At 66.1% G+C, this 21,949-nt stretch carries 14 protein-coding genes and 2 pseudogenes; 3 read left to right on the top strand and 13 right to left on the bottom strand.

Annotation, left to right across the window (positions count from 1 at the left end; translation table 11 throughout):
• Window position 1: 1 nt before the first annotated feature.
• Window positions 2–1,261 carry an MFS transporter gene (locus tag LuPra_RS10115; RefSeq protein WP_110170635.1) on the bottom strand — a complete coding sequence of 420 codons (1,260 nt, stop codon included), beginning with the start codon at window positions 1,259–1,261 and terminating at the stop codon, window positions 2–4.
• 129 nt (window positions 1,262–1,390) lie between these two features.
• Window positions 1,391–2,593 carry a lactonase family protein gene (locus LuPra_RS10110; RefSeq protein ID WP_157898970.1) on the bottom strand — a complete coding sequence of 401 codons (1,203 nt, stop codon included), beginning with the start codon at window positions 2,591–2,593 and terminating at the stop codon, window positions 1,391–1,393.
• A gap of 204 nt (window positions 2,594–2,797) precedes the next feature.
• On the opposite strand from LuPra_RS10110, the gene LuPra_RS10105 reads away from it, so the two are divergent.
• The gene (locus tag LuPra_RS10105) at window positions 2,798–4,888 is read left to right on the top strand and encodes a multicopper oxidase family protein (protein ID WP_110170633.1); all 2,091 of its coding nucleotides are present in this window, start codon (window positions 2,798–2,800) and stop codon (window positions 4,886–4,888) included.
• Between the two features lie 7 nt (window positions 4,889–4,895).
• Window positions 4,896–5,888 (top strand): zinc-dependent alcohol dehydrogenase family protein, encoded by a 993-nt coding sequence (locus LuPra_RS10100; RefSeq protein ID WP_110170632.1) that lies wholly within the window; start codon window positions 4,896–4,898, stop codon window positions 5,886–5,888.
• A gap of 37 nt (window positions 5,889–5,925) precedes the next feature.
• Here the strand turns inward: LuPra_RS10100 and LuPra_RS10095 are convergent, their stop codons facing one another.
• The 8 genes and pseudogenes from LuPra_RS10095 to LuPra_RS10055 all read right to left on the bottom strand — a co-directional run bounded on the left by LuPra_RS10095 (window position 5,926) and on the right by LuPra_RS10055 (window position 16,803).
• Window positions 5,926–6,717, bottom strand: coding sequence for a hypothetical protein (locus tag LuPra_RS10095; RefSeq protein ID WP_110170631.1), 792 nt, complete (start codon window positions 6,715–6,717; stop codon window positions 5,926–5,928).
• A 357-nt stretch (window positions 6,718–7,074) separates the two neighbouring features.
• Window positions 7,075–7,425, bottom strand: coding sequence for a hypothetical protein (locus tag LuPra_RS10090; protein ID WP_234800812.1), 351 nt, complete (start codon window positions 7,423–7,425; stop codon window positions 7,075–7,077).
• Between the two features lie 227 nt (window positions 7,426–7,652).
• Window positions 7,653–7,931 (bottom strand): toll/interleukin-1 receptor domain-containing protein, encoded by a 279-nt coding sequence (locus LuPra_RS34375; protein WP_110170630.1) that lies wholly within the window; start codon window positions 7,929–7,931, stop codon window positions 7,653–7,655.
• 901 nt (window positions 7,932–8,832) lie between these two features.
• A pseudogene (locus LuPra_RS34145) lies at window positions 8,833–9,620 on the bottom strand (prolyl oligopeptidase family serine peptidase).
• A gap of 171 nt (window positions 9,621–9,791) precedes the next feature.
• Window positions 9,792–10,724: a hypothetical protein gene (locus LuPra_RS10070; RefSeq protein WP_110170627.1), complete on the bottom strand. Its 933-nt coding sequence runs from the start codon at window positions 10,722–10,724 to the stop codon at window positions 9,792–9,794.
• Between the two features lie 184 nt (window positions 10,725–10,908).
• Window positions 10,909–11,384: pseudogene (locus LuPra_RS34370) on the bottom strand (tyrosine-type recombinase/integrase); the annotation flags it as partial.
• 289 nt (window positions 11,385–11,673) lie between these two features.
• Window positions 11,674–13,302 carry an aminotransferase class V-fold PLP-dependent enzyme gene (locus LuPra_RS10060; protein ID WP_157898967.1) on the bottom strand — a complete coding sequence of 543 codons (1,629 nt, stop codon included), beginning with the start codon at window positions 13,300–13,302 and terminating at the stop codon, window positions 11,674–11,676.
• Between the two features lie 183 nt (window positions 13,303–13,485).
• A complete protein-coding gene (locus tag LuPra_RS10055) occupies window positions 13,486–16,803 on the bottom strand; it encodes a TonB-dependent receptor domain-containing protein (protein WP_110170625.1) in 3,318 nt (1,105 codons plus the stop codon).
• 158 nt (window positions 16,804–16,961) lie between these two features.
• Between LuPra_RS10055 and LuPra_RS10050 the strand changes: the two genes are divergently transcribed.
• Window positions 16,962–17,462 (top strand): RidA family protein, encoded by a 501-nt coding sequence (locus LuPra_RS10050; RefSeq protein WP_110170624.1) that lies wholly within the window; start codon window positions 16,962–16,964, stop codon window positions 17,460–17,462.
• A gap of 197 nt (window positions 17,463–17,659) precedes the next feature.
• Here the strand turns inward: LuPra_RS10050 and LuPra_RS10045 are convergent, their stop codons facing one another.
• The 3 genes from LuPra_RS10045 to LuPra_RS10035 all read right to left on the bottom strand — a co-directional run bounded on the left by LuPra_RS10045 (window position 17,660) and on the right by LuPra_RS10035 (window position 21,918).
• Window positions 17,660–18,859 carry an aminotransferase class V-fold PLP-dependent enzyme gene (locus LuPra_RS10045; RefSeq protein WP_110170623.1) on the bottom strand — a complete coding sequence of 400 codons (1,200 nt, stop codon included), beginning with the start codon at window positions 18,857–18,859 and terminating at the stop codon, window positions 17,660–17,662.
• 239 nt (window positions 18,860–19,098) lie between these two features.
• Window positions 19,099–20,412: a RidA family protein gene (locus tag LuPra_RS10040; protein WP_157898966.1), complete on the bottom strand. Its 1,314-nt coding sequence runs from the start codon at window positions 20,410–20,412 to the stop codon at window positions 19,099–19,101.
• 180 nt (window positions 20,413–20,592) lie between these two features.
• A complete protein-coding gene (locus LuPra_RS10035; protein WP_237050888.1) occupies window positions 20,593–21,918 on the bottom strand; it encodes an amidohydrolase/deacetylase family metallohydrolase in 1,326 nt (441 codons plus the stop codon).
• Window positions 21,919–21,949: the final 31 nt, after the last annotated feature.

Here is a 21,949-nt window from a genome sequence, read left to right as displayed (position 1 = left end):
GTCAGTGCTGTGGTTCCGCATCTCCGGCGATGAGGGGCTCCGAGGCGTCGATGCGGAGAAACAGCAACGCCGAGAGGAGCAAGCATCCGCTGAACAGCACGAGCGGCACGTCGTAGCGGCCCCCGAAGGCATCGACCAGCGCACCGAACGCGACCGACGACAGGAACGAGCCGATCTGCCCGGCCGAGTTCATCGCGCCGGTCACCGCGCCGGCATGGCGGCGGCCCACGTCCACGCATACCGCCCACGACACGGGCAGCATGCAGTCCATGCTGAAGTAACCAAGCGTCAGCAGTCCCACGGCGACCAACCGGTTCTCCACCACCGCGGTGCCGAACAGGCAGAGGGCCGACGCCGCAAGCCCTGCCGCCGCGACGAACCGCCGGCCGTTGCGCAGCCCGAGCCGGCGCACCAGCACATCGCTCAGCGAGCCGCCCGTGAGGTTGCCTACTGCCCCGGCGAGGAACGGCAGCATCGCGTAGATCTTCATCTCGTCGGCGGTGAAGCCGCGACCGAGGCGCAGGTACGTCGGCATCCACGAGACGTAGAAGTACGACCCCCAGCAGTACGCGTGGTACATGGCCAGGATGATCCAGAAGTTCGGACTGCGCACGACCTGCGCCCAGGGCAGCGCGTGGTGCGCGCGCCTCTCCGACGAGTCACCGATGTGCGCGAGTTCCGCCGCGGTGACTCCCGGCATTTCAGTGGGATAGTCGCGGTACCACCAGTACCAAGCCGCCGCCCAGACCACGCCGATGATCCCGAACAGGTAGAAGGCCGCGCGCCAGCCCCACGCGGCGACGATCGGCACGACCAGCAAGGGCGTCAACGCGCCGCCGACACGGCTCGCCATCCAGACGGTCCCGTGCGCACGCGCCCGCTCCGCCAGCGGGAACCAGCGCGAGATGCTCGAGGAGGCGTTCGGGTAGGCGCCCGCTTCGCCCATGCCGAACGCGAAACGCGTGGCGAGCAGCAGGTAATAGTTCGACACCAGTCCGGTGAGACTGGTGAACGCCGACCACCACAGCACGATGCGCGTGAGCACCCGGCGCGGCCCGATGCGATCGCCGAGCGCGCCCGAGGGGATCTCGAACAGCGCGTACGACAGCGCGAAGATGCCGACCACCCACCCCCACTGCGACGGCGAGAGGCCGAGGTCCTTCTGCATCTCGGGGCCCGCGACCGCGATGCAGACGCGATCGAGGTACGTCACCATCGAGAGCAGGAACAGCAGGGAGAGGACGCGGTGACGGTAAAGCATCTAAGGGCTCACGGCAGGAACACAGGAACTCAGGAGCACAGGAACACAGGCGTTCAGGAATTCAACACAGGTGTTTGGCGTTTGGCGTCAAGCCTCGAGCCTCAAGCCTCAAGCCTCAAGTGTTGAGCATCACGTGACCGGCACGAACACGACGCTGACCGGAGAGCCGACCTTGAGGGTCTGTCCGGTGGGCGTGAGACGGCCGCTGGTGGCGTCGATGCGGAAGACGACGACGGAGTCGGATCGCTGGTTGCCTGCCAGCAGGTAGCGTCCCGTGGGATCGATCCCGAAGCCACGCGGCGTGCTGCCCTGCGTCGGCACGTGCTGCACGAGCGTCAGCTTGCCCGTCTTGTCGTCGATGGCGAAGACGACGAGGCTGTCGTGCCCGCGATTGGATCCGTAGAGGAACTTGCCCGACGGATGCACGACGACTTCGGCGGTGCTGAAGGCCGGATCGGCCGCCTGTCCCGCAGGCAGCGTGCTGATGGTCTGCACCTCGGTCAATGCTCCGGACTTCGCGTCGCGACTGAACACCGTCACCGTCAGTGCCAGTTCGTTGATCACGTAGGCGTACTTGCCACTCGGATGGAAAGAGAGGTGGCGCGGGCCGGATCCGGGTGTCATTGTCGCGTAGGCCGGTGTCGCGGGGGTCAGCTTCGATGACGTCGGATCGAGGCGGTAGATGAAGATCCGATCAACGCCCAGGTCGGCGGCATAGGCGAAGGTGTTGACCGTGTCCATGTTGATGGAGTGCGCGTACGGCTTGGTCTGGCGCTTCGGATGGACACTCGATCCCTCGTGCACGATCACCGACGCCGCCGGCCCAAGCCGCCCGTCCGGGCCAATCGGCAGCGACGCGACGCTGCCGCCGCCGTAGTTGGCGACCAGTACGGTGTGGCCCTTGCGATCCACCGAGACGTGCGCCGGACCGCTGCCGCCCGAACTCTCCTGGTTCAGCAGCGTGAGCGCGCCCGTCGCGCGGTCGATGGCAAAGCCACTCACCGCGCCGGTCGGCTTGTCGCCGAACTTGCCCATTTCGTTGGCAGCGTAGAGATGTCGCCTGGCTGGGTCGAGGGCGAGGAAGCTGGGGCTCGTGACCGTGGCCGCCAGCTCTGGCTCTGACACGGTGCCTGCCGCCAGATCGAGGCGGGCGCGATAGATGCCCTGGCTCTTCTCGCCGGTGTAGGTTCCGAAATAGACGAACATCGCGTTGGACGCTCCTGTGGGCCCCTGCGCCCTCGCCAGCGCCATCGTCACGGCCGACGTCGCGAGACCGAGCATGAGGGCGGCGACCTGACGCCGCCCGACGCGTTGAGGCAGGGTCGAAAGCATGCGCGCGATCATGCCCGAAGTCGTGGCACTCGGGCCATGCCAAAAGGCTGGGCACATTCCCGCGGGCCTGCGGGCTATCCCCCACGAAGGAACTTGCCGCCCATACTTCACCGCCGGTCCTGGCCGAGGTGTTTCGACCCCACACCTTGGCCTGCACGACTACGGTCCTCGAGTTGCATGCACTGGCACACCGGGGGGCCATCCATGATCAATCGACGCACGTTCATCGCTCGAACCTCGCTCGGGGGATTCGGCTTGTACTTGTGGTCGCCGGGGGGCGTGCAGTTGCTGGCGCAGATCCCGGGAGGCAGTCTTGACCCGGCCGACATCGCCAGGTTCGCCACGCCGCTGCTCGTGCCGCCGGCCATGCCGCGTGCGGGTACCCTCGACGACGGTCGCGGGCAAATCGACTACTACGAGATCGGAGTGCGCCAGTTCACCCAGCAGGTGCTCCCGGCCGGAAAGCCGCCCACCACGGTCTGGGGCTACGGCCCCCTGGCCACCGAGAACGACGCCTCGGCGATATTCAACGCGCCATCACTGACCATCGAAGCGAAGACGGGAACGCCCGTGCGCGTCAAGTGGTTCAACCAACTTGTGGACGCAGACAACAAGTACCTGCCGCACCTGTTGCCCGTCGACCAGACGCTGCACTGGGCCAATCCTCCCGGTGGAATCACCGGGCGAGACCGGCGCCCGACCTTCAGCGAGACGCCGGGTTCCTACATCGGGCCTGTGCCGCTCGTCACGCACGTGCACGGCGCCGTTTCAGTTGGCGACGAGAGCGATGGCTACGCCGAGGCGTGGTACTTACCCGATGCCGCCGATGTGCCACGGGGGTACGCACGTGAAGGGACGTGGTACCGCTTCTTTGCCAGCAAGGCGATCAGGCAGGGCATCCGCGCGCCGCGGTCGGGCGCGTGGCATCGGGGGACCGCCGTATGCCAGTACCCAAACAGCCAACGCGCGAGCACGGCCTGGTATCACGACCACACGCTCGGCATGACCCGCCTGAACGTGTACGCGGGGCCGGCAGGCTTCTTCATCATCCGGGGTGGACCCGGCGACGAGGTGATCGACACCCGCACGGAGACGCCGGCCGTCTTTCCAGGTCCGGCACCAGGGCACGGCGACAGTCCGGGAACGACCTACTTCGAGATCCCGCTGGCGATCCAGGACCGATCCTTCAACGCGGACGGGGCGCTGTTCTATCCGGACACGCGGGCGTTCTTCGACGAGATCGCCGGGCCGTACATCCCGCACACCGACATTTCCCCGATCTGGAACCCCGAGTTCTTCGGCGACACCATCATCGTCAACGGCAACACCTGGCCGTTCCTGAACGTCGAGCAGCGACGTTACCGGTTCCGGTTGCTGAACGGGTGCAATTCCCGTTTCCTGATTCTCGACTTCAACGGCATTCCGGGCGTCGACGTCTGGCAGGTCGGCAACGAGGGTGGCTTCCTCACGGCGCCCGTCAACATGACTGCAGCCAACGGCAACCGGATCCTGATGGCTCCGGCAGAACGCGCCGACGTGATCGTCGACTTCACCAACGTCCCGGTCGGGTCACATGCCCTCGCGAATGTGGGACCTGATGAGCCATTTGGTGGTGGCATCCCCGGTGTGGACTTCGAGGCGGCCGATGCAACGAGCACCGGGCTCGTGATGCTGTTCAAGGTCCGGCCGGCGCTCGGTGACGATGCAAGTACACCGCCACAGTTCCTGCAGTTGCCCGTCATCGTTCCACTGACCGGGGGCATCACGCGTCCGCTCGGCCTCATCGAGCAGATGTCGGAAGACTTCGACGATGCACCGGCCGAGACACGACTGGGGACCGTCGGCGACGACGGCAGGTGGACGTCACTGGGGTGGAACCAGGCAGTCACTGAGAACCCGTCACAGGGGGACACGGAAACCTGGGAGTTCTACAACGCGACGGCAGACGCCCACCCGATCCACATCCATGAGGCGGTTTTCCAGGTCGTCGACCGCCAGGCCATCGTCGTGGAGGAGCACGAGCACGAGGGCGCTCATGAGGAGAACGGAGGGAGGGTCTACCTGGTGCCAGGCTCGGAGCCCAGGCCCCCTGAACTTTGGGAATCTGGCTGGAAGGACACGGTCATTGCCTATCCTGGCGAGGTCACGCGCGTCCGCGCAACGTTCACTGCGGCGGGCCAGTACGTGTGGCACTGTCACATCGTCGAGCACGAGGACAACGAGATGATGCGGCCCTACCGCATCGGGCCGATGCAGCCGGGCCAGCCGGACGACACAGACGCAAGCCACGAGTGAGGCGCGCATGCTGTCGATGGCGCTGACCGAGCCATGCTCGGGCGTCGTACACCCGCGCGAGCGGCCCAGGCCAACGCCGGGGCCTGGAGACGTGCTCGTGCGCGTACGCGCCTGCGGCGTGTGCCGCACGGACCTGCACGTGGTCGATGGCGACCTGCCCGCGCATGCCATACCGATCACACCAGGTCACGAGATCGTCGGCATCGTCGACCACGTCGGCCGCGACGTACAGGGGCTGACGATCGGGCAGCGCGTGGGCGTGCCCTGGCTCGGCCAGACGTGCGGTTCGTGCGGATACTGCACGACGGGGCGAGAGAACCTCTGCGCCGCAGCCCGGTTCACCGGGTACGACATCGACGGCGGCTACGCAGAGTACGCGGTAGCTGATGCCCGCTTCGTGTTCCCGCTCCCGGAGGCGTACGACGATGAGCACGCTGCGCCGCTGATGTGCGCGGGCCTGATCGGGCATCGCGCCTACCGCATGGCGGGCGAGGCCCGTCGCATCGGCATCTACGGGTTCGGCGCGGCTGCGCACATCGTCGCGCAGGTCGCCCTGCACCAGGGGCGCGACGTCTATGCGTTCACCAGGCCCGGTGATGGCGATGCCCTGCAGTTTGCCGAAGCGCTCGGCGTCACCTGGGCAGGCGGGTCGGACGAACCGCCGCCCGCGCCTCTCGACGCCGCGCTGATCTTTGCGCCGATCGGTGTGCTCGTGCCGGAGGCGCTGTCGCGCACCGTCGCCGGCGGCACGGTGGTCTGCGCCGGCATCCACATGAGCGACCTGCCGTCGTTCCCGTATCGCCTGCTGTGGGGCGAGCGCACCGTGCGCTCGGTCGCCAACCTGACGCGGGAGGATGCCCGGGACTTCCTGAAGGTGGCCGCGGACGGGTTCATCCGCACGCACACGCGTGCCTACCCGCTGGCCGATGCCAACCGCGCGCTGTCCGACCTGCGCGATGGACGACTGACAGGCGCCGCGGTGCTGTTCCCCGACGGCTGAATCTGCCAGGTTGGGGTGAAAAGCCTGACGCGAGCGCTCAGCGCGGCATCATGCCGAGCACGGCCAGGCACATGGTCACGACAAGCGACAAGCGAGCGCGTGACGTCGCCAGGTCCGGCCGGGCGTGGCGCGCGGGCAAGGCCGGAACCACCTGCACCGGCGTCGATCCAGCCGTATCGAAGTGCAGGCGAAGTTCAACCTCGGCGTGTCGAGCGGGCTTGCCGGACGTTCGTTGGGTCGGGCCGGCCTGAGGCGTTGGCACGCCCTGGGCGCGAGGCGTTGGTGTCCCCATGGCCGGGCGACCGTCGGTGCGGACCTCGGCCCTGAACGTGGTCGCGCTGCGCGAGGTCGCCACCCAGCGAGCAAACAGCGCCGCGCGCGCGGCGTACGTGTCGCGCGGGCGGAAGGCTTCGAGCGCCGTGAACAGCGCCTCCGGTGCTGTAATCGGTCGGAGTCCGCCGGGGATCGGGGTGAGCATCATCACCCGGCGCACCGCGTCGAGGCAGGCGGCAGGGACATCTGGCAGATCTGGCTGTCCCGACAACAACAACTGGAGCAGCAGGTGGCCGAGTTCCTGCGCCACTTCGTGTGGCCGCCGCATGGTCCGACTGACCTCACGCGGGGGCCGCATCGCGTCGATGTCGCCGGTGGCACTGATGGCCAACGCGCTCAGCGCAGGGAGGGGCAACATGCGCCCGTCGGAGTCGCGTGACGCCCGGAGTCGCTCCCAGACGAACTGGAGGACCGCATACGCCTCGACGGGCTCTATGAGAACACGCTCGTCGATGATACGGTCGAGCGACACCGTGTCGAGGTCTCGCACGATCATTACGTTTGGGAGCCTACCATCAAGGAGCGCCCAACAGAGCCCAAGCATTGCAATTTGTCGCGATGCCGAATGCTGACAAACGGCGTGAGCCCAGGTAGGGCTGCTGTCCGAGCGCGGCCCCTGCATTGGCCGGTTCTGAGAACCGGCCCTACCTTGGACCCTACCTCACGCCGAGGCGACCCGTTTCGCGGTCCAGGCCGCTGATCGGTACTCACCGAGGTCCAGCGTGCCCGACAGCGTGTCTCCGGTCAGTTCGCCCGTGAACCGAACCTGGCGTCGAGCCGCCTAACGTTTCCGTGTCAACCGCGGCGCTTCCGTTTCGTCGACGCCGTCGGCTGCAAGCGCTTGTTCGCCGGTCTATTCCTTGACGTGGCGGGTCTGTTCCCGCTCGGCGACAAATGACGAATCGTCACCGTGATGAAAGAACAGCCGACCTCGGAGGCGCTCGCCTTCCAACACCGCCCAGCCACGCCCCATGACTTGGTCGCCCTCATCGAATCCCTCGAACGAGAACTCGATGGCAGGCAAGCCGTCACGAACGACAACGCGGTAATCGAGCTGCGCCTCGACCGCGATGAACGCGAGCTGTCCTTCGTGCTTCGCGCTGAGCGAGAGCCTCGCCGGGGTGAACACGTCGAGAGCGTCGAGGTCCCAGAGCTCCGTTTCGACGATCCTCCAGTTGCCGAGAAAGATGTTCGTCGTGGTCACTATTTCGTCCGTCCCATACCGGCTGCGGGTTCGGGGCAACGGTTCGGCCCTCGGCACCAGAACGCCGCTCCACGCGGCCCAGTTGCACGTGTCGCGAGCGCCACGAGGTTCAAGAGATACCCCGTTTCGACGTGTCGATCGTCGACGGACTCCCGGTGTCGGCGCAGATCTCCGTGTTTCCGTCGTTCCGTCCATCCGGCCAACGCTTCGGCTTCAGCCGCGGCGGCTTATGAATTCCGGCCGCCGTCGGCTGCAAGCCGATGTTGGGCAGAGTTACGCGCCTGCTGAGTCAAGGCCACAAGAACGAACCGTGCCTTCTCGATGGCGGCCCGAACCTCGCCACTTATCCGATCTGCAGGCTGCAGCTTGTGTTGGGCGAACCAAACGTCCACCCCTTCTCGCCTGAGATCGGCCACTAACCCCGCGACAGCTTGTTCGTCTTCGTGGGCGTAGCTGACAAAGACATGTATCGGTGAGGTCTCGGCCGGTACCGATCGTCGCGCCAAACAACGCTACAGTTCCTTGAGATTAGTCATTCGAGCAATTCCCCCTTCCAAGGAATGAAGTGTCGACTCGCTGCCCAACGATGCCAAATCAGCCGCGCGCCGGCAAGCATCACACGGCGCGTCGGCTGCATTTGGATGTTAGCTGGCGAAGTGCCACCCGACAGCTGCCAACCACGCCACGACCAGAGGGAACGACCCACGTTGAAGCGCCCCTCGCGCCGGCGTCGAGAGCACAGGGGTGCCCAAGCCGAGGCGATGAAGGGACACGAATGCGCCCACCACTGTCAACTTAGCCGCGATACGTCGGCAGGGAATATCAAGACCGCAGGTGTGCGTTGGACCGCTATGACCAAAAGGCCAGTCGGAATAGAGGACTCGAGTCGCCCCGAAGCTCAGCGCGAAGCACTGGAACGATGCTGCGACGTGTGGGACGCCGACGAGCGTTCGGACTACTGTTGCCTTCGCACCCGGCCAGAGCCGCATTCGCCACCTGCGCTTCAAGCTCCGGCTCATGCTTCGAGCTTCAGCCGAATGCTCAAGTAGATGGCTAGGGCCGACTGAGCCACCAAGCCACTGGTCCAAGCCATCGAAAACGGCCCGGAGGCGAACTGAAGTAGCAACGCCGTGAGAAACCACAGAACAAGCGGAACCGGCCGCGCAAGGAGGCCACGACCCAGAGCGAACCAGCCGGTCGCGGCCGATGCGATTAGCGGGACCCAAAACATGAGCGTCCAAGTGCGGAAAATCCACTCCACGCCCTACTCTCCTGTCCAGCTGACGACTGCCGCTCAGCCGTGAGCGGCACAATCCAGTCTCATGCTTTGCCAGCCGTCCGCCGCTCGTCGGTTGCAGCGGCAAGCTAGGCGTCGACGTAGCCGGGCTCAATCGCCGCAGAGGCTGACTATTTCGGGTGCTCGGCGAACCACTGCGTGATCATCACGAAGTAGCCCGCCGGGCGATCGTCGGCCGACGCCAGGCCGAAGTTCCGCCCGTGGGCGCCGCCAGAAATGACGACGAGCTTCGCCTCGACGCCCGCCTTGTCGAGGGCCGCCGCCATCGCGCGCGATTGCTCGTCGGACACCGCGGCATCCTTGTCACCGTGGAAGAGGAGAAAGGGCGGGTCGTCGGCAGTCACGTAGATGATTGGCGATGCCGCCGCGTAGCGACGCCGCTCGACCTCGGTTGGAGACGTGTATGGGTCCAGCGACGCGCCGACAAAGAGTGCCTCCGGCACACCGCCGGAATGCTCGCGCTGTCGGGCGAGGTCGAAGGGGGTCATCAGCGCGACAACTGCGTTCACTTTCGCGCTCAAGCGGTTGATAGGATCCGGGTCTGTCCGATCACCCCCTCCATCCAGTGTGCCGAGCATGCTGACCATGTAGCCCCCTGAGGCCCCCCCGACGGCACCCAGCCAAGCCGGGTCGATCCGTACTTGACAGCATTCGCTCGGATAAACCGGATCGCCCGCTGCACATCCTCAACCGCACTCGGATACTGGAACCGCGGAGTGGCCCGGTGACTCGGCGGGAAGACGGTGTAACCGGCCTGTCCGAGAGTCGCCACGAAATCCTGTACGAAAGGCGCGTCCTTCAGCTGCGGCGCGTCATAGCCGAGCGGACGACTAAACGCGCTGCCGGGGATGACCACGATGCCTCGTCCGTTCGACACCGGCGGAAGGTGGACGTCCATGAGAAGCGCCAGGCCGGAGTACATACCGTAGACGACGTTCTTCTCCACGCGTGCCTGGGCGGCGGCGTTCGTGGCGCACGCCATCATCCATAGTGTCATCGCAACGAAGCTGATCGTTCGCATCGGACCTCGGGAGTCTGATAAGTATTTCTTCCCTGATTACGCCTAACTTCAGCCGCGGCGGCCAGTAGTCGAGGCGGCCGCCATCGGCTGCAAGGCGGTGTTAGGCCTCGATACATAGCATTCAAGGATCCAGCGTTGTGGAAGGTTCGTCAGAAGCGCGACAATATATGAGGCCGATTCAAACCTTGAGTGCGACACGACATTCCAGTTCAAGGAGTCGGCGTCAGTCGAGAAATAGAGACGTGCGCGCCTGAGCACTTCATCGGTCTTCGTGTTTGCCAGCGTAGCGCATGATTTGACGATTGGGCTGTCCTCGTCAGCTAGACGCAAGTCGACACCGTTTGAAAGCACCTCAGTCATCGCATGGACGGCAAGGTCTCGCATCTCGATCCTTCTCGATCTCGTCTGAGTGCCAATCGACCCGATCACGAAGGTCGTGGTCATCGTCGCTACAGCAGCGGCAGCAACCGTCGTCCAAGACGTTGGAGATACGACGATCAAATGCGGCAAGCCGAAGCCCAGGTAAGCCACACGGCCGAACTCAAAGATGGGAGCCAACAGGCCAGTCAGCCACAACGCGACCGAAGCGGCATAAATAACTACGACTCCGGTTCCGTGATTCACATCCACAGCGATACCAACCAGATGGATCTTCAGCCACGCAGTGGGCCTGTTGGCGAATGCACCATCAGGGATGCCAAGACTCCGCTCGATCGAGGCTGCCCGCCCAGCCAGTTCATCGTACAGTTGGTCGTTCCGAGCATTGTAGATGACAAGGCCAATGGTCGCGGCAAGACCGAATGTTGAAAGCGCCATGCCAGTGACGTTTGTGCCGAATGCGTCACCTTTGAGCCAAGCCGCCGCTACCGCCGCGATCGGCAACAATGCCAAGAGCCTAAAGCGGATATCGGTCAGTGCGCGAAAGCTCGTGGCGACTTCTCCGTATTCCTTGAGCAGTGCCTCGCGACGTTGAGTTTCCATCGCACGTTCCTTTCGAGGCCTCTAACGTGTAGTAACCCGCAGTTCCGGCGCTCTTCGCAGCCTATTCGGGGGGCGCCAGCCGACTGTCACTCCGGGTAAACCCTTGAGACTCACGAACTGCGGGAATCGCTCGGGACCTGGTGGCTGAAATAGGCCGGTCTGCGTAGTGGGAATGGTGCTCGCATCAGGTAAGCTCGTCAAGCGAGCTCCTGACACCACGACCACCCTTGGTCAACCCGTGCGTGTAGATCATCGTCGTGCCGACGTCGCGGTGGCCGAGCAGCTCCTGGATCGTCCGGATGTCGTACGACGCTTCGAGCAGATGCGTGGCGAATGCGGTCAAGGAGGCGGTGGCGGGGGCGTGGCTCGCGAATGATCCGCAGCGCGAGGCATTCCAGCAGCCGCACCCCGGCGCCATAGCGTAGTGACGCGACGAGCCATTCCGTCCCTCGAAGCTGGGCGAGCAGTTGGCGAACGTCGTCCTGCATGAGGACGACCGGAATGCGAGCGGGACGCCTGGCGCGTACCAGGCCGTGGAGCCAGTCGAGTTCCAGGCCGAGGACGCTCGAGTAGAGGAAGATGAGCGCTGAGCGCCTGGTTCTACGTCGAGGCCGCGACGTGCCCCTGCACCGCGAGCGACGAAAGGAACGCCGTGACCTCAGCCTCGCACGGAGGTCGACCGCACCACCTCCATCAGCGTGCGGGGCCGTCCACCGCCGCCCGCAGCCACGCACACGCGTGATGCCAGTACCGGGCTAGCGTCTGAGGTGGCCCATTGCACCGGAATCAGCGGGAAGACGAACGCGTGTGCAGAAACCACCAGCCGACACCGCAGGCAGTGGCGATTCCTGCCATCCGCCCAATCACTGCCTGTCGCCCTGCGGGGCGCGGACGACGCAACGAGGGCCGCCGCTGAGCCGCGGCCCGCGCGCGTTCGGTCGAGGGCCCCTCACCCACCCGTTGCACGCCGGGCGGTCCACGTCGCGGAGCGGTACTCGCCCAGGTCCAGCGTGCCCGACAGCGTGTCCCCGGACAGTTCGCCGGTGAAGCGATAGTTCAGCGCATCGCCGGTACGCTCGGTGACTCGACTCGTCAGGGTGACGCGCGAGCCAGACACCGTGCCCGACAGGTCGCGAGTCAGGAAGTCACCCTGGTGTGCGCCCTCCACCTTCGCGCCCTGCTGGCGCAATTGCAGCACGTGGGTGGCCCTGGTCGCGGCAAAGGTGATCTCGACCTGCCACTGCCCCGTCACGTCCCCGGCCGGCGCGGCCGGCGGCGGGGGTTCCGTGAGTGTCCGCTTCGCGGAGAGCACCGTCCGCACGCGCTCTGCGACGATCTGTTCGTCGCCGGGCGCCAGCATCGACGTCGTCAGCGCGATGCCGGTGTCGCCCGGCACGTTCTCGCGACCGCCGCTGGCACCACCGATCGCTATGCGAGGTTCCTCGTCGTACAGGATGTCGGCCGCCTGTTGCCCGGTGAGCCCGATCTGCGCCGCGGTCCACCGGATCGTGACGCGGGGGCTGCGGTTGGATCGATCTTCCCAGGGCTCGCGGGCGAGAACGGCGGTCACGCCAGGGACCCGCTCGGCAGCGGCGGCGATCACTTCTGCCTGACGTACCCACGCTGCCCACTCGGCCGCGCGATCGCCCTTCACCCAGCGCTCGATCGCCACGAGCATCCCGACGACTTCCTCGCGCCCGATCTTCATCGCCCGGGCATATCCGTGGTGCGGCGCACTGTGGATCCAGGCGGCCTTGATCAGGTCCTTGCGGCCGAGCAGGACGCCGGCGCTCTGCGGCCCGCGCAGGATCTTGCCGCCGCTGTAAGCCACGAGCGTCGCCCCGCGCTGCAAATGGATGTTGGGCACCGTCAGGATCTCGGCGGCGGCATCGACCAGGACCGGCACGCCATGCGGCTTCGCGACTTGCGCGATCGCCTCGAGCGACATGGGGCCGCTCTCGTTGCGCGGATTGGCGAACACGTAAATCATCGCCGTCTTCGGGCCGATCGCGAGCGCCAGTTCCTCTGGCGTGTTGGCTTCGACGACGGTGACGCCGACGGCGCGGACCGACGCGTCGTAGACGTTGCGCGAGTGGCCGGGAATGATCACCTCCGACTTGCGGAAGCCGCGCAGGTCCGGAAGGCGCACGTGCAGATCGGGATTGCCGCCGGCCACGCATGCCGCCGTGGCATGTGACATCGCGGCGGCACAGCCGGAACTCACCATGCCCCACTCGGCGCCGGTGAGTTCACTGAGGCGCGCCCCGGCCGCCTCCATCAACTCTTCGAGGTTCACGTACAGCTGGTTCGCCGCTGCCTTGGCCGCGCGCACTTCCGGCAGTTCCATGGAGCCGCCGATGATGGTCAGCGTGCCGCGGGCATTGATGATCGGCCGCACGCCGAGCGCGGTGTAGAGGTCGCGACCGGTGGGGGTCGACACCGGCGCGCCAGCCGCGCGTGCTGCCGGCTGCGTCGCGTGGGCCGCGCCGGGCACCAGTGCGCCAAAACCGAGCGCCTTCGCGGCGCGGAACATCTGTCGCCGGCTCCAGCCGCCGGGGCTCGACATCATGTCGTCCATATCGTCAATCGTAATGAGAGTTGGGTAGGGACGGCCGTCCCGGCCGTCCATCACCGCAGCGTCCGAGCAATGGTTCGGTGGCAGGGATGGCCGGCTCGGAGAGCCGGCCCTACCTTACTCGTGCCGCGATAAGGGGAGATGGCCCGCTCGGAGAGCGAGCCCTACCTCACGAGGCCGGCGACCTCAGAACAAGAACTTGATCCCCAGCTCCGCCCGCCGCATCGTGTCGGCCGTCGACGAGATCACACCGAATGCCGCGGTGTTCAGGGTCAGGCCTGGCGTGCCCCAGTTCACCTGGTTGAACAGGTTGAACACCTCGGCGCGCACCTGGATACGCGACCGGCCGCCGGTCCCGAAGTTCTTCATGAGCGAGATGTCGGTCTGGCTGTACTTCGGCCCGCGCAGATAGTTGCGGGGCGTGTCGCCGTACGTGAACTGCGCCGGCAGCGCGAACGCGGCCGGGTCGATGCAGTTGATTAGCGTCAGCCCATTGGGATTCTCCTGGCAGTTCAGTTCGACGTCCGCGTTGACCAGGTTCGGGCGCTGGATGCTGAAGCCGACGTTGGCGGGGTCTCCCGGCACCAGGATGTTGAGCGGCGTGCCGCTCTGGAGCGTCGTGACGCCGCCGACCTGCCAGCCGCCGAGCACGCCGCGCAGGAGGAGGTTGTCCGACGTGCGGAAGAACGGCATGTCCCACAGGTAGCTGACGACGAGCCGGTGCGGCACGTCCCAAATGGCCGGACCGTAGTCGCGCCAGATGTCGAAGTTGTCCATCGTCTGGCCGCTCGCGTTGGAGTGATTGGCCATATCGCGCGTCTTCGACCAGGTGTAGTGCGCGTTGAGCATGAAGCCGTTGGTCATGCGGCGACGCGCGGTGAGCGTGACCGCGTCGTAGTCGGCGATGAGGTCGTTCTGGATCGTGCGGATCTGACGGAACAGCTGATTCGGGCGACGCGGATCGAGGGCGCCGGGACCCGGCTGCGGCTGGTTGTTGTAGAAGCTGCGATCGAGATTCTCGGTGTGCGACGACAGGTACCCGAGCTCGACGACCGTGTTCTTGAACAGTTCGTGCTGCAGATCCAGGCTCCACTGGTTCTTCTTCGCGTTCGGCATGCGCCGGTTCGGCGTGGTCATGTTCGGCGGGCCGGTGGCGCCGCCAGGCGTGCCGAGCGGGCGGTCGAAGTTCAGCGTCGGGTTGTTGACGTCGTTGGTGAAGGTGAACTCGGGCGACACCGGCGGGTTGTTCGTGAGGAACGTGTACGAGTTCATCTGGTTGGGGTTGTAGTAGATGCCCCACCCGGCTCGCGCCACGGTCTTGTCGCTGAGGCGATAGGTCGCCCCGAGGCGCGGCGCCCAGTCCTTGTTGTTCGGCTCGGTGAACTCGAAGCCCGGTGACGGGAACGTCGTCGGGATAATCTGCGTCTGATCGGCGTTGAGCATCGAGGCAACGCCCTCGTAGGTCTGCACGGGCGCGTTGCGCTCGTAGCGCAGGCCGAGACTCAACGTCATGCGCTGCGTCGCCTGCCAGACGTCGTTCACGAAGAACCCATTGCGCCACTGGCCGACGTCGCCCTGAAGCTGGTCGACCGGCGTCCCGACCGTGCGCGGCACGCCGGTCATGAAGTCGGCCACCGCGTGCCCCGTCATGTCGCTGGTGAACCCGAAGGCCCCGCGCGGGCTGTTGGCGGCAAGGCGGCCTGTGCGCAGCTTGCGCAGGTCGATGCCGGCTCGCAGGGTGTGCGTGCCCTTGTTCCAGGACAGCACGTTGGAGACCTGGAAGGTCGTGTCGAACTGGTACCAGTTGGTGCCGGCGGCGCCGAGGCCCGTGAACCCCGTGACCGACACGGTCGGGATGCCGAAGTTGTCGTAGCGCACGTCGGAGTCGAAACCGGGGATGCCGAGGTCGGAGCTCGCCGTGCCGTTGCCGTCGATGTGGAAGTTGTTCACCGTGTCCAAATCGAGTCGATGCCAGCCGATCCGGAAGTCGTTGAGCAGCGTCGGCGAGAGCGTCTGCTGATAGGACAACAACGTGTTCTTGTTCGTCCGAGGCTGGTAGGTGGCAGTCGACGGCACCGCGGCGCCGAAGCCGTCGAAGGCGTCGACCCAGTTGTAACGCCAGGAGACCCGCGCCGACTGGCCGATGTTCTGGTCGACGCGCAGCAGCAACTGGTCGTACTCGTTGGTGGTCAGGACGTCGGTCTGATAGTTGTTGGCGAGGCCCGGCAGGTTCGGCTGCGGGTAGTACTCCAGCAGTTCCAGGGCCTGCGCCGCAATGTCCGACCGCGGGATGATGTTGCCCGGATACGGGACCTTGGTATATGGGTTCCGGAGTTGTGCCGACACCTCCGAGAAGTCACCCGCGCGCATCTTGGCCGTCGGAACCGACGCGAGCGGACTCGTCTGGCGATTGGAGCGCAGCCCCTCGTAGGCGCCCATGAAGAAGGTCTTGTTCTTGCCGTCGTAGAGCCCGGGAATCATGACCGGGCCGTCGAACTGCGCGCCGAACTGGTTGCTCTTCTTCGGGCTCTCCGGCAGGTTGCGATTGTCGAAGTAGCCACGACTCTCGAGCTTGTCACCCTGGAAGTATTCGAACAGCGCGCCATGGAAGCCGTTGGTGCCGCTCTTGGTCACGACGTTGACCGCCACGCCGAGGTAGGCGCCGTACTCGGCCGACGTGCTGCCGGTCTGCACGGTCACCTCGGTGACGGCATCGGCCATCGGCCGCGTGCTCGTCATCGCCAGCAGGTTGGACGTCGCGTTGATGCCGTCCATCGTCAGGCTGTTCTGGATCTCGCGCTGGCCGGCGCCGCGGAACGACAGGCCGATGTCGGTCGTCAGGCCGCGCAGCACGCCAGGCGTCGTCGACGCCATCTGCCAGACGTTGCGGCCACTGGACGGCAGGTCGGTGAGCGCGCGTGCCTCAACGGTCTGCGACACGGTGGCGCGGTCGGTCTGGATCGTGGTGTTCGACGCTTCGACGGTGATCGTCTCGTTCAGGTCGCCCACGCTCAGGACGGCATCCTGGCGGACGACCTGGTTGTCACCGACCACGATATTGGTCGCCTTGAAGGTCTGGAAACCCTGCAAGGTGATCGTGATTTCGTAGGACCCGAGTTGGACGGCGTTGAACTGGTACACGCCAGCTTCGTTGGTCACGCCGGCGAGTTTCGTCTGGGTGCCGACATTGATGGCCAGGACCGTGGCTCCGGGCAGTACCCCGCCGTTCGAGTCGGTGACGGTCCCGATGAGGCCCGTTTGCGAGGCCAACTGCCCGAAGGCTGAAGTGGATAACAGCAGGGCCAAGGCGGCTGTGGACAGGACTCGGAACACGCGGTGATCCTCCCGATGTCGATTGCGCGGGCGACCACGGAGGGCGGATCGGGCGGATCCACGTACAGTCAGCCGTAATCGCCTGCCATGCGAAACGTCAGCCACCGAAGTGGCGCAGCGTTTCAATTTACAGATGGGCCCAACGTAAACGAAAACCGGTCCGTTGTCCACGCCGCAGTCGCGAGGGGTGCTTGCCCTGTGCCTAGCGAGCCGCTATCCTCCGCCTGCCGCGTACGATCACGCGGCAGGCGTCGCGCCGAAGTCCCGAGCGCCAGCGAGGGACGAAGGCGGACGGGCGCCCCGGTCACCATTCACCCCTCGACGGAGTCATGCCCTTGTCAGCAGCCCAGACCGACACCTCGCGTCGTTCCGCCTTTCGCTCCCTCTTTGCCGCCATCGGCGCCACCGCCGCGGGTGTCTTCGGGTCTCGGGCGCACGCCGCCACCACTGACGCCACCGGCATCGTCACGATTCCCGACGCTGCGCAGCAGGCCGAGGCGCCCAAGCAGGCGCCGCTGTTCTCCTCGGCGAAGGTGCACGGCGGCCTGGTCTTCATCGCCGGCAAGGGGTACCACGAGGCCGGCGACATCAAGGTGCACACCAAGTCCGTGCTCGATCAGCTCGAGGCCGAGCTGAAGAAGGCCGGGTCATCGATGGACAAGGTCCTGAAGGTCAACGTCTACCTGCACGACCTCGAGGACTACGCCGGCATGAACGAGGTCTTCCGCGGCCGCTTCGGCCCGAACCCCCCGGTTCGCACCACGATCGCCGCATACGGCGGCATCCCCGGCAAGTCGCTCGTCGAAATCGACTGCATTGCGGCCATCTGACGAGGACGGAGGAACGAGGACGGAGGACGGAAGGTAGGGACCCTAGGGGTAGGGACCGCTCTCCGAGCGGTCCATCTCCTCGTGGTCAGCGGTCCATCTCCTTTGTGGTCAGCGGTCCATGCGGTCGTGGTCAGCGGAGATGGCCGGCTCGGAGAGCCGGCCCTACCAACGGAGAGCCGGCCCTACCAACGACGTCCCTACGCCTTCTTGGTCAGCACGTCCTTCAGGCGGCGGGCGACGATGGCGTCCTCGCCGGGCTTCATCATCCAGACACCGATCAACAGCTCGTCGCCAGGGCGGACGCCGATCGACGGTGTGCCTTCGCGCAGCTTCTTCGAAATCTCCTGACCGGTGATCCCGGTGACCGCCGTGTCCAGGACGACCTGGACGTGCGGCACGTGGTTGGCCACTTCCGGGACGGTGATGCTGGCGGTGACGCCCTTCAGGCCCGTGAGGCTCTTGAGAATCACGTTGGCGCGGCGGGTGTACTCGCGGTCGAGTGCTTCGTGATCGAGCTTTACGAACCGCTCGACCGCCGCCAGCATGCCGAGCATCTCCTCCTTGTTGACCTTCATGCCGCGACCGATGGAGTTGCCGTTGGGCGCGGCGTTGGCGCGAGCAGCGGCGATCAGGTCCTTGCGTCCGAGCAGCAGGCCGGCACTCTGCGGTCCGCGGATGCCCTTGCCGCCCGAGAAGACGACGAGGTCGAATCCCATGGCGGTGAACTTCCACAGGTTCTCGACCGGCGGCACGTCGGCGGCGCAGTCGTTCATCGTCACCACGCCGTGCTTCTTGCCGAGGCGCACGAACTCCTCGTCGCGAATCTGCCCGACCGAGTTGTTGTTGTTGTAGAACAGCATCATCGCCGTCTGCGGCGTGATCGCGGCCTCGAGTTCAGCCGCGGTTTCGACCTCGACGATCTTCACGCCGCAGTTGCGAATCGCGTGGTCGTACCCGAACCGGTGCGACTTCTGCATGATGACCTCGGTCTTCATGCCGGCCAGGTTCGGCAGGTCGACGATCTTCTTCGGATCGCCTCCGGTGAGCACACCTGCCGTGCCGAGCGTCATCGCCGCCGCGGCACCGGACGACACCATGGCCGCCTCGGCCTTCACCAGCGTGGCGATCCGCTCGCCGATGCGATCGTGCAGTTCGTTGAGCGGCACGAACTGCTTCGACGCGTAATTGATCGCCGTCATCACCTCTGGCGGCATCAGCGATGCCGTCATGTCGGTGTAGGTGCCGGCCGCGTTGATGAACGGACGAACGCCGAGTTCCTTGAAGTAGTCGCGGGCCACGGGCACGGCAGCCTCCGCAGAGTGGGCAACTCCCCCCAGGAAACCGCCGACCAGCGGCAGCGTGGACAGGCGCTCGAAAAACGTACGTCGGGTCAACATTTCATCTCCTCACGAATTCGGCCTTCGGCCTCGGCCTTGGCCAGCGAAACTGCGTCAACTTCGATCCTGGGGCCTTGGACCCGTCGCAAGCCGTAAGCCGTACCCTGAGTCACCGGCTTCGAGCCCGCTCAGGCTTGAGCCTTGAGCCCTGAGCCCTGAGCCCTGAGACCTGAGACCTGAGCCCTAGGCCGTACACCGTAAGCCGTAGGCCGCAGGCTGCAGGCTGCAGGCCTGTTTTGCTACTTCGCGGCCACCAGTCCCAGGCGAATGCGTTCCTTGCCCTGCGGGTGCACCTGAATGGTGACACGCGCCGGCGGGTCGGTTGGAAACAGTTCGGCGAACACCGTATTGGTACGCGGCAGATCGGCGATGTCGGTCAGGTACACATGGACGACGGCGACGTCGCGCCAATCGAATCCGGCCATCTTCACGCTCTGTTGCAGCGCCCTGAATGCCGCCCGTGCCTGTGTCGTCACGTCGTCGCCCGTCGCACCGGGCCGTGGCGCCGCGTACAGGACCGGTCCCACTTGCGTCGACTCGGCGCTCACGTCATTCATCTGCTGCATGGTGGTACGCCTCGCCACCGCCGGCTTCACCGCGACGAACGTCAGTTCCGCGCGAATCTGGCCCGGCAGTCGCGGCAACACCACCAGGCCACGCGCAGGCGATCCTTGCGCGCGCCCGAGTGCATCGGTGAGCGACGACGCGAGGGCCGTCGCTTCGTCACCGCGAGTGGCGTAGGCCTGCACTGCCACTGCATCGGTGAGCGACAGCCCTGCCGCCTTCAGTGTCGTCGTGACGTTGGCAACGGTTTGCGTGACCTGTCCCTCGACCGCGTCGCTCACTGTCTTCGTGGCGGGATCCTGGCCGCCCATGCCCGAGAGGTACAGCGTGTCGCCCGCCCAGACCGCGGGTGAGTACGGACCCAACGGCGTCGGCAACGAGCCGGCGGGTGGATGCACCACCGTGATGCCGGCGAGATCCGAGTATGCGATGCACGACACCTCGATACCAGCGGTCGAGGGCAGCGCCACCGCCTGCACCGTCGTCCGTGCGGGGACACGTTCCGTGAAGTAGGAGGCATAGGCCGCGTTCATGGCCACGTAGTCGTCCATGTTCGCGAGGTAGACGTGGCACTTGACGAGATGCTCGAAGCCGAGACCGGCGGCCTTGAGCACCGCACCGACGCCGTCCATCGCCTGGCGCGCCTGCAGGTCCATCGCCGCTGGCGTGGCGCCGGTCCCCGGCAGACCGAGTTGTCCCGAGATGTAGAGCGACTGCCCCACCATCACGCCGGGTGAGTACGGGCGGCCTGTGGGTGCGCCGGTCGGCGTGACCGTTCGGCGCACGGCGGGCGCCGGCGCGGCCGGTGGTGCCGGCTCCGGCGTCACCTGGCGCGGCGCGGCTGGCCGAGGGGGCGTGGGCAGTGGTCGCGGCGCCGGTTGCGACAGGACAGGCGCCGCCAGCAGGAGGACCGCCGCGAGGGCCGCAAGCGCGGCGTAGCTGCCGGACTTTGTCCGGCAGACCGTGATCGACCGCCAACCGTCACTCATCCAGCGGGTGTAGCGGCCGGACTTTGTCCGGCCGTCATCGCCCGAGCGCAAATCGAGGCTGACCGTCGGACAAAGTCCGACGGCTACGCGCGGGCGACCTCCGACGTCGACAGTGGCTTGACCTTCGACATTCGGCATTCGGCATTCCGGCATCCCGGCATTATCACTGTTCGGCGCACGTCACTGCTGTTCCTGTGACGTGCGCCGAGCCGGTCTTTCCGTGCCGCCCTGCGGCACCGCCGGCATCGTCGTCCAGTCGGTCGCCGCGCGGCCGTTGAGATCCCACACGACCTGACCAGCCCGGATCGTCAGTTCGCATTCGAGCTTCTGGCTCCCCATCATGCGGCCACCGGCCGTATCGATGAACCCGAATTCGCCCTTGCGCACGGCGAGCACGGCGACGTCTGCTTCCGTTCCTACCCCGAGGTGCCCGAGGTCGTCCCGCTTGATGATCGCCGCGGCCTTCGCGGTGTTGGCCGTGACGACGTCCTTCACGGGCATCCCCAGGTTCAGCAGCTTCGACATCGTGTTGAGGATGTCCTTCATGCCGGCGTTCTGGCTGCCGGTGTGCAGGTCGGTGCTGATCACGTCAGGATAGAAGCCCTGCTTGGTAGCCGGCACGGCCTGGCGCCAGAGGAAGCTGCCGCCGCCGTGGCCGACGTCGAAGATCACGCCGCGCTTGCGGGCAGCGACGACGTACGGCTCGACCTGCCCCTGTTCGTTGACGATCGGGTAGCGTCCACGCACGTGCGCGTACATGTGCGTCAGGATGTCGCCGGGGCGCAGGTGCTTGTTGAGCAGATCGTCGAGCGACAGCGGCGGGTTGTGGCCACCGAAGTCGACCATCACCGGCACGTTGGCCTCGGTGCCGGCCTGCACGGCGCGGTCGACCGGATCCCACTCCGGCCCGCTGTAGTGCGCGACCTTGATGCCGACGATGACGCCCGGGTGCTGGCGGATGCGCATTGCCGTGAGCCTGGCGTCCATGTCGGCCAGGTTCTGCTCCAGCGGGCCGCCCTTCATCCCCGATCCGACGATGTTGAGGAAGGAGAGGACACGGGTCTTCGAGGTGTCGATGATGTTGGTCTTGAACTGGCCGAAGTTGCGCCAGCCCGCCCCACCCACGTCCACCAGCGTCGTCTGGCCGCTGCGGAAGGAGTGGCTGTCGGGCGCCACGGCCACGAATCCGTTGCTGAGGTACGCGTCCGGTTCGGTGCCAAGAAAGACGTGCGCGTGCAGGTCGATGAGCCCGGGGACGACGTACAGGCCGGCGGCATCGACGACCTTGCGGGCCTTTGCCGGGTCGATCGACCGGGCGACCTCGGCGATCTTGCCGTCGGCGATGGCCACGTCCATGACGCCGTCGCGCCCGTTCTTCGGGTCGATGACATGGCCGCCCTTGATGAGGATGGTGTAGGGCTGGGCGGCGGCGGGCGACGCGCACAGCGCCGCCGCGCCCGCGAGGGAGACGAGCAACAGGTTTCGCAGACGAGTGGAAGTGGACAACGCGGCTCTCCTGAACGGCCGGCCACGAGGC

This window comes from Luteitalea pratensis (genome assembly GCF_001618865.1).
Lineage (GTDB): Bacteria > Acidobacteriota > Vicinamibacteria > Vicinamibacterales > Vicinamibacteraceae > Luteitalea > Luteitalea pratensis.
Note: the sequence above shows the minus strand (reverse complement) of the source record. Positions and strands in the feature narration are given on the sequence as shown.

What these genes read in the sequence shown, in the direction of transcription:
- LuPra_RS10115 (WP_110170635.1), bottom strand. Translation starts at nt 1,261, where the DNA reads ATGCTTTACCGTCACCGCGTCCTCTCCCTGCTGTTCCTGCTCTCGATG.
- LuPra_RS10110 (WP_157898970.1), bottom strand. Translation starts at nt 2,593, where the DNA reads ATGCTTTCGACCCTGCCTCAACGCGTCGGGCGGCGTCAGGTCGCCGCC.
- LuPra_RS10105 (WP_110170633.1), top strand. Translation starts at nt 2,798, where the DNA reads ATGATCAATCGACGCACGTTCATCGCTCGAACCTCGCTCGGGGGATTC.
- LuPra_RS10100 (WP_110170632.1), top strand. Translation starts at nt 4,896, where the DNA reads ATGCTGTCGATGGCGCTGACCGAGCCATGCTCGGGCGTCGTACACCCG.
- LuPra_RS10095 (WP_110170631.1), bottom strand. Translation starts at nt 6,717, where the DNA reads ATGATCGTGCGAGACCTCGACACGGTGTCGCTCGACCGTATCATCGAC.
- LuPra_RS10070 (WP_110170627.1), bottom strand. Translation starts at nt 10,724, where the DNA reads ATGGAAACTCAACGTCGCGAGGCACTGCTCAAGGAATACGGAGAAGTC.
- LuPra_RS10060 (WP_157898967.1), bottom strand. Translation starts at nt 13,302, where the DNA reads ATGGACGACATGATGTCGAGCCCCGGCGGCTGGAGCCGGCGACAGATG.
- LuPra_RS10050 (WP_110170624.1), top strand. Translation starts at nt 16,962, where the DNA reads ATGCCCTTGTCAGCAGCCCAGACCGACACCTCGCGTCGTTCCGCCTTT.
- LuPra_RS10045 (WP_110170623.1), bottom strand. Translation starts at nt 18,859, where the DNA reads ATGTTGACCCGACGTACGTTTTTCGAGCGCCTGTCCACGCTGCCGCTG.
- LuPra_RS10040 (WP_157898966.1), bottom strand. Translation starts at nt 20,412, where the DNA reads ATGAGTGACGGTTGGCGGTCGATCACGGTCTGCCGGACAAAGTCCGGC.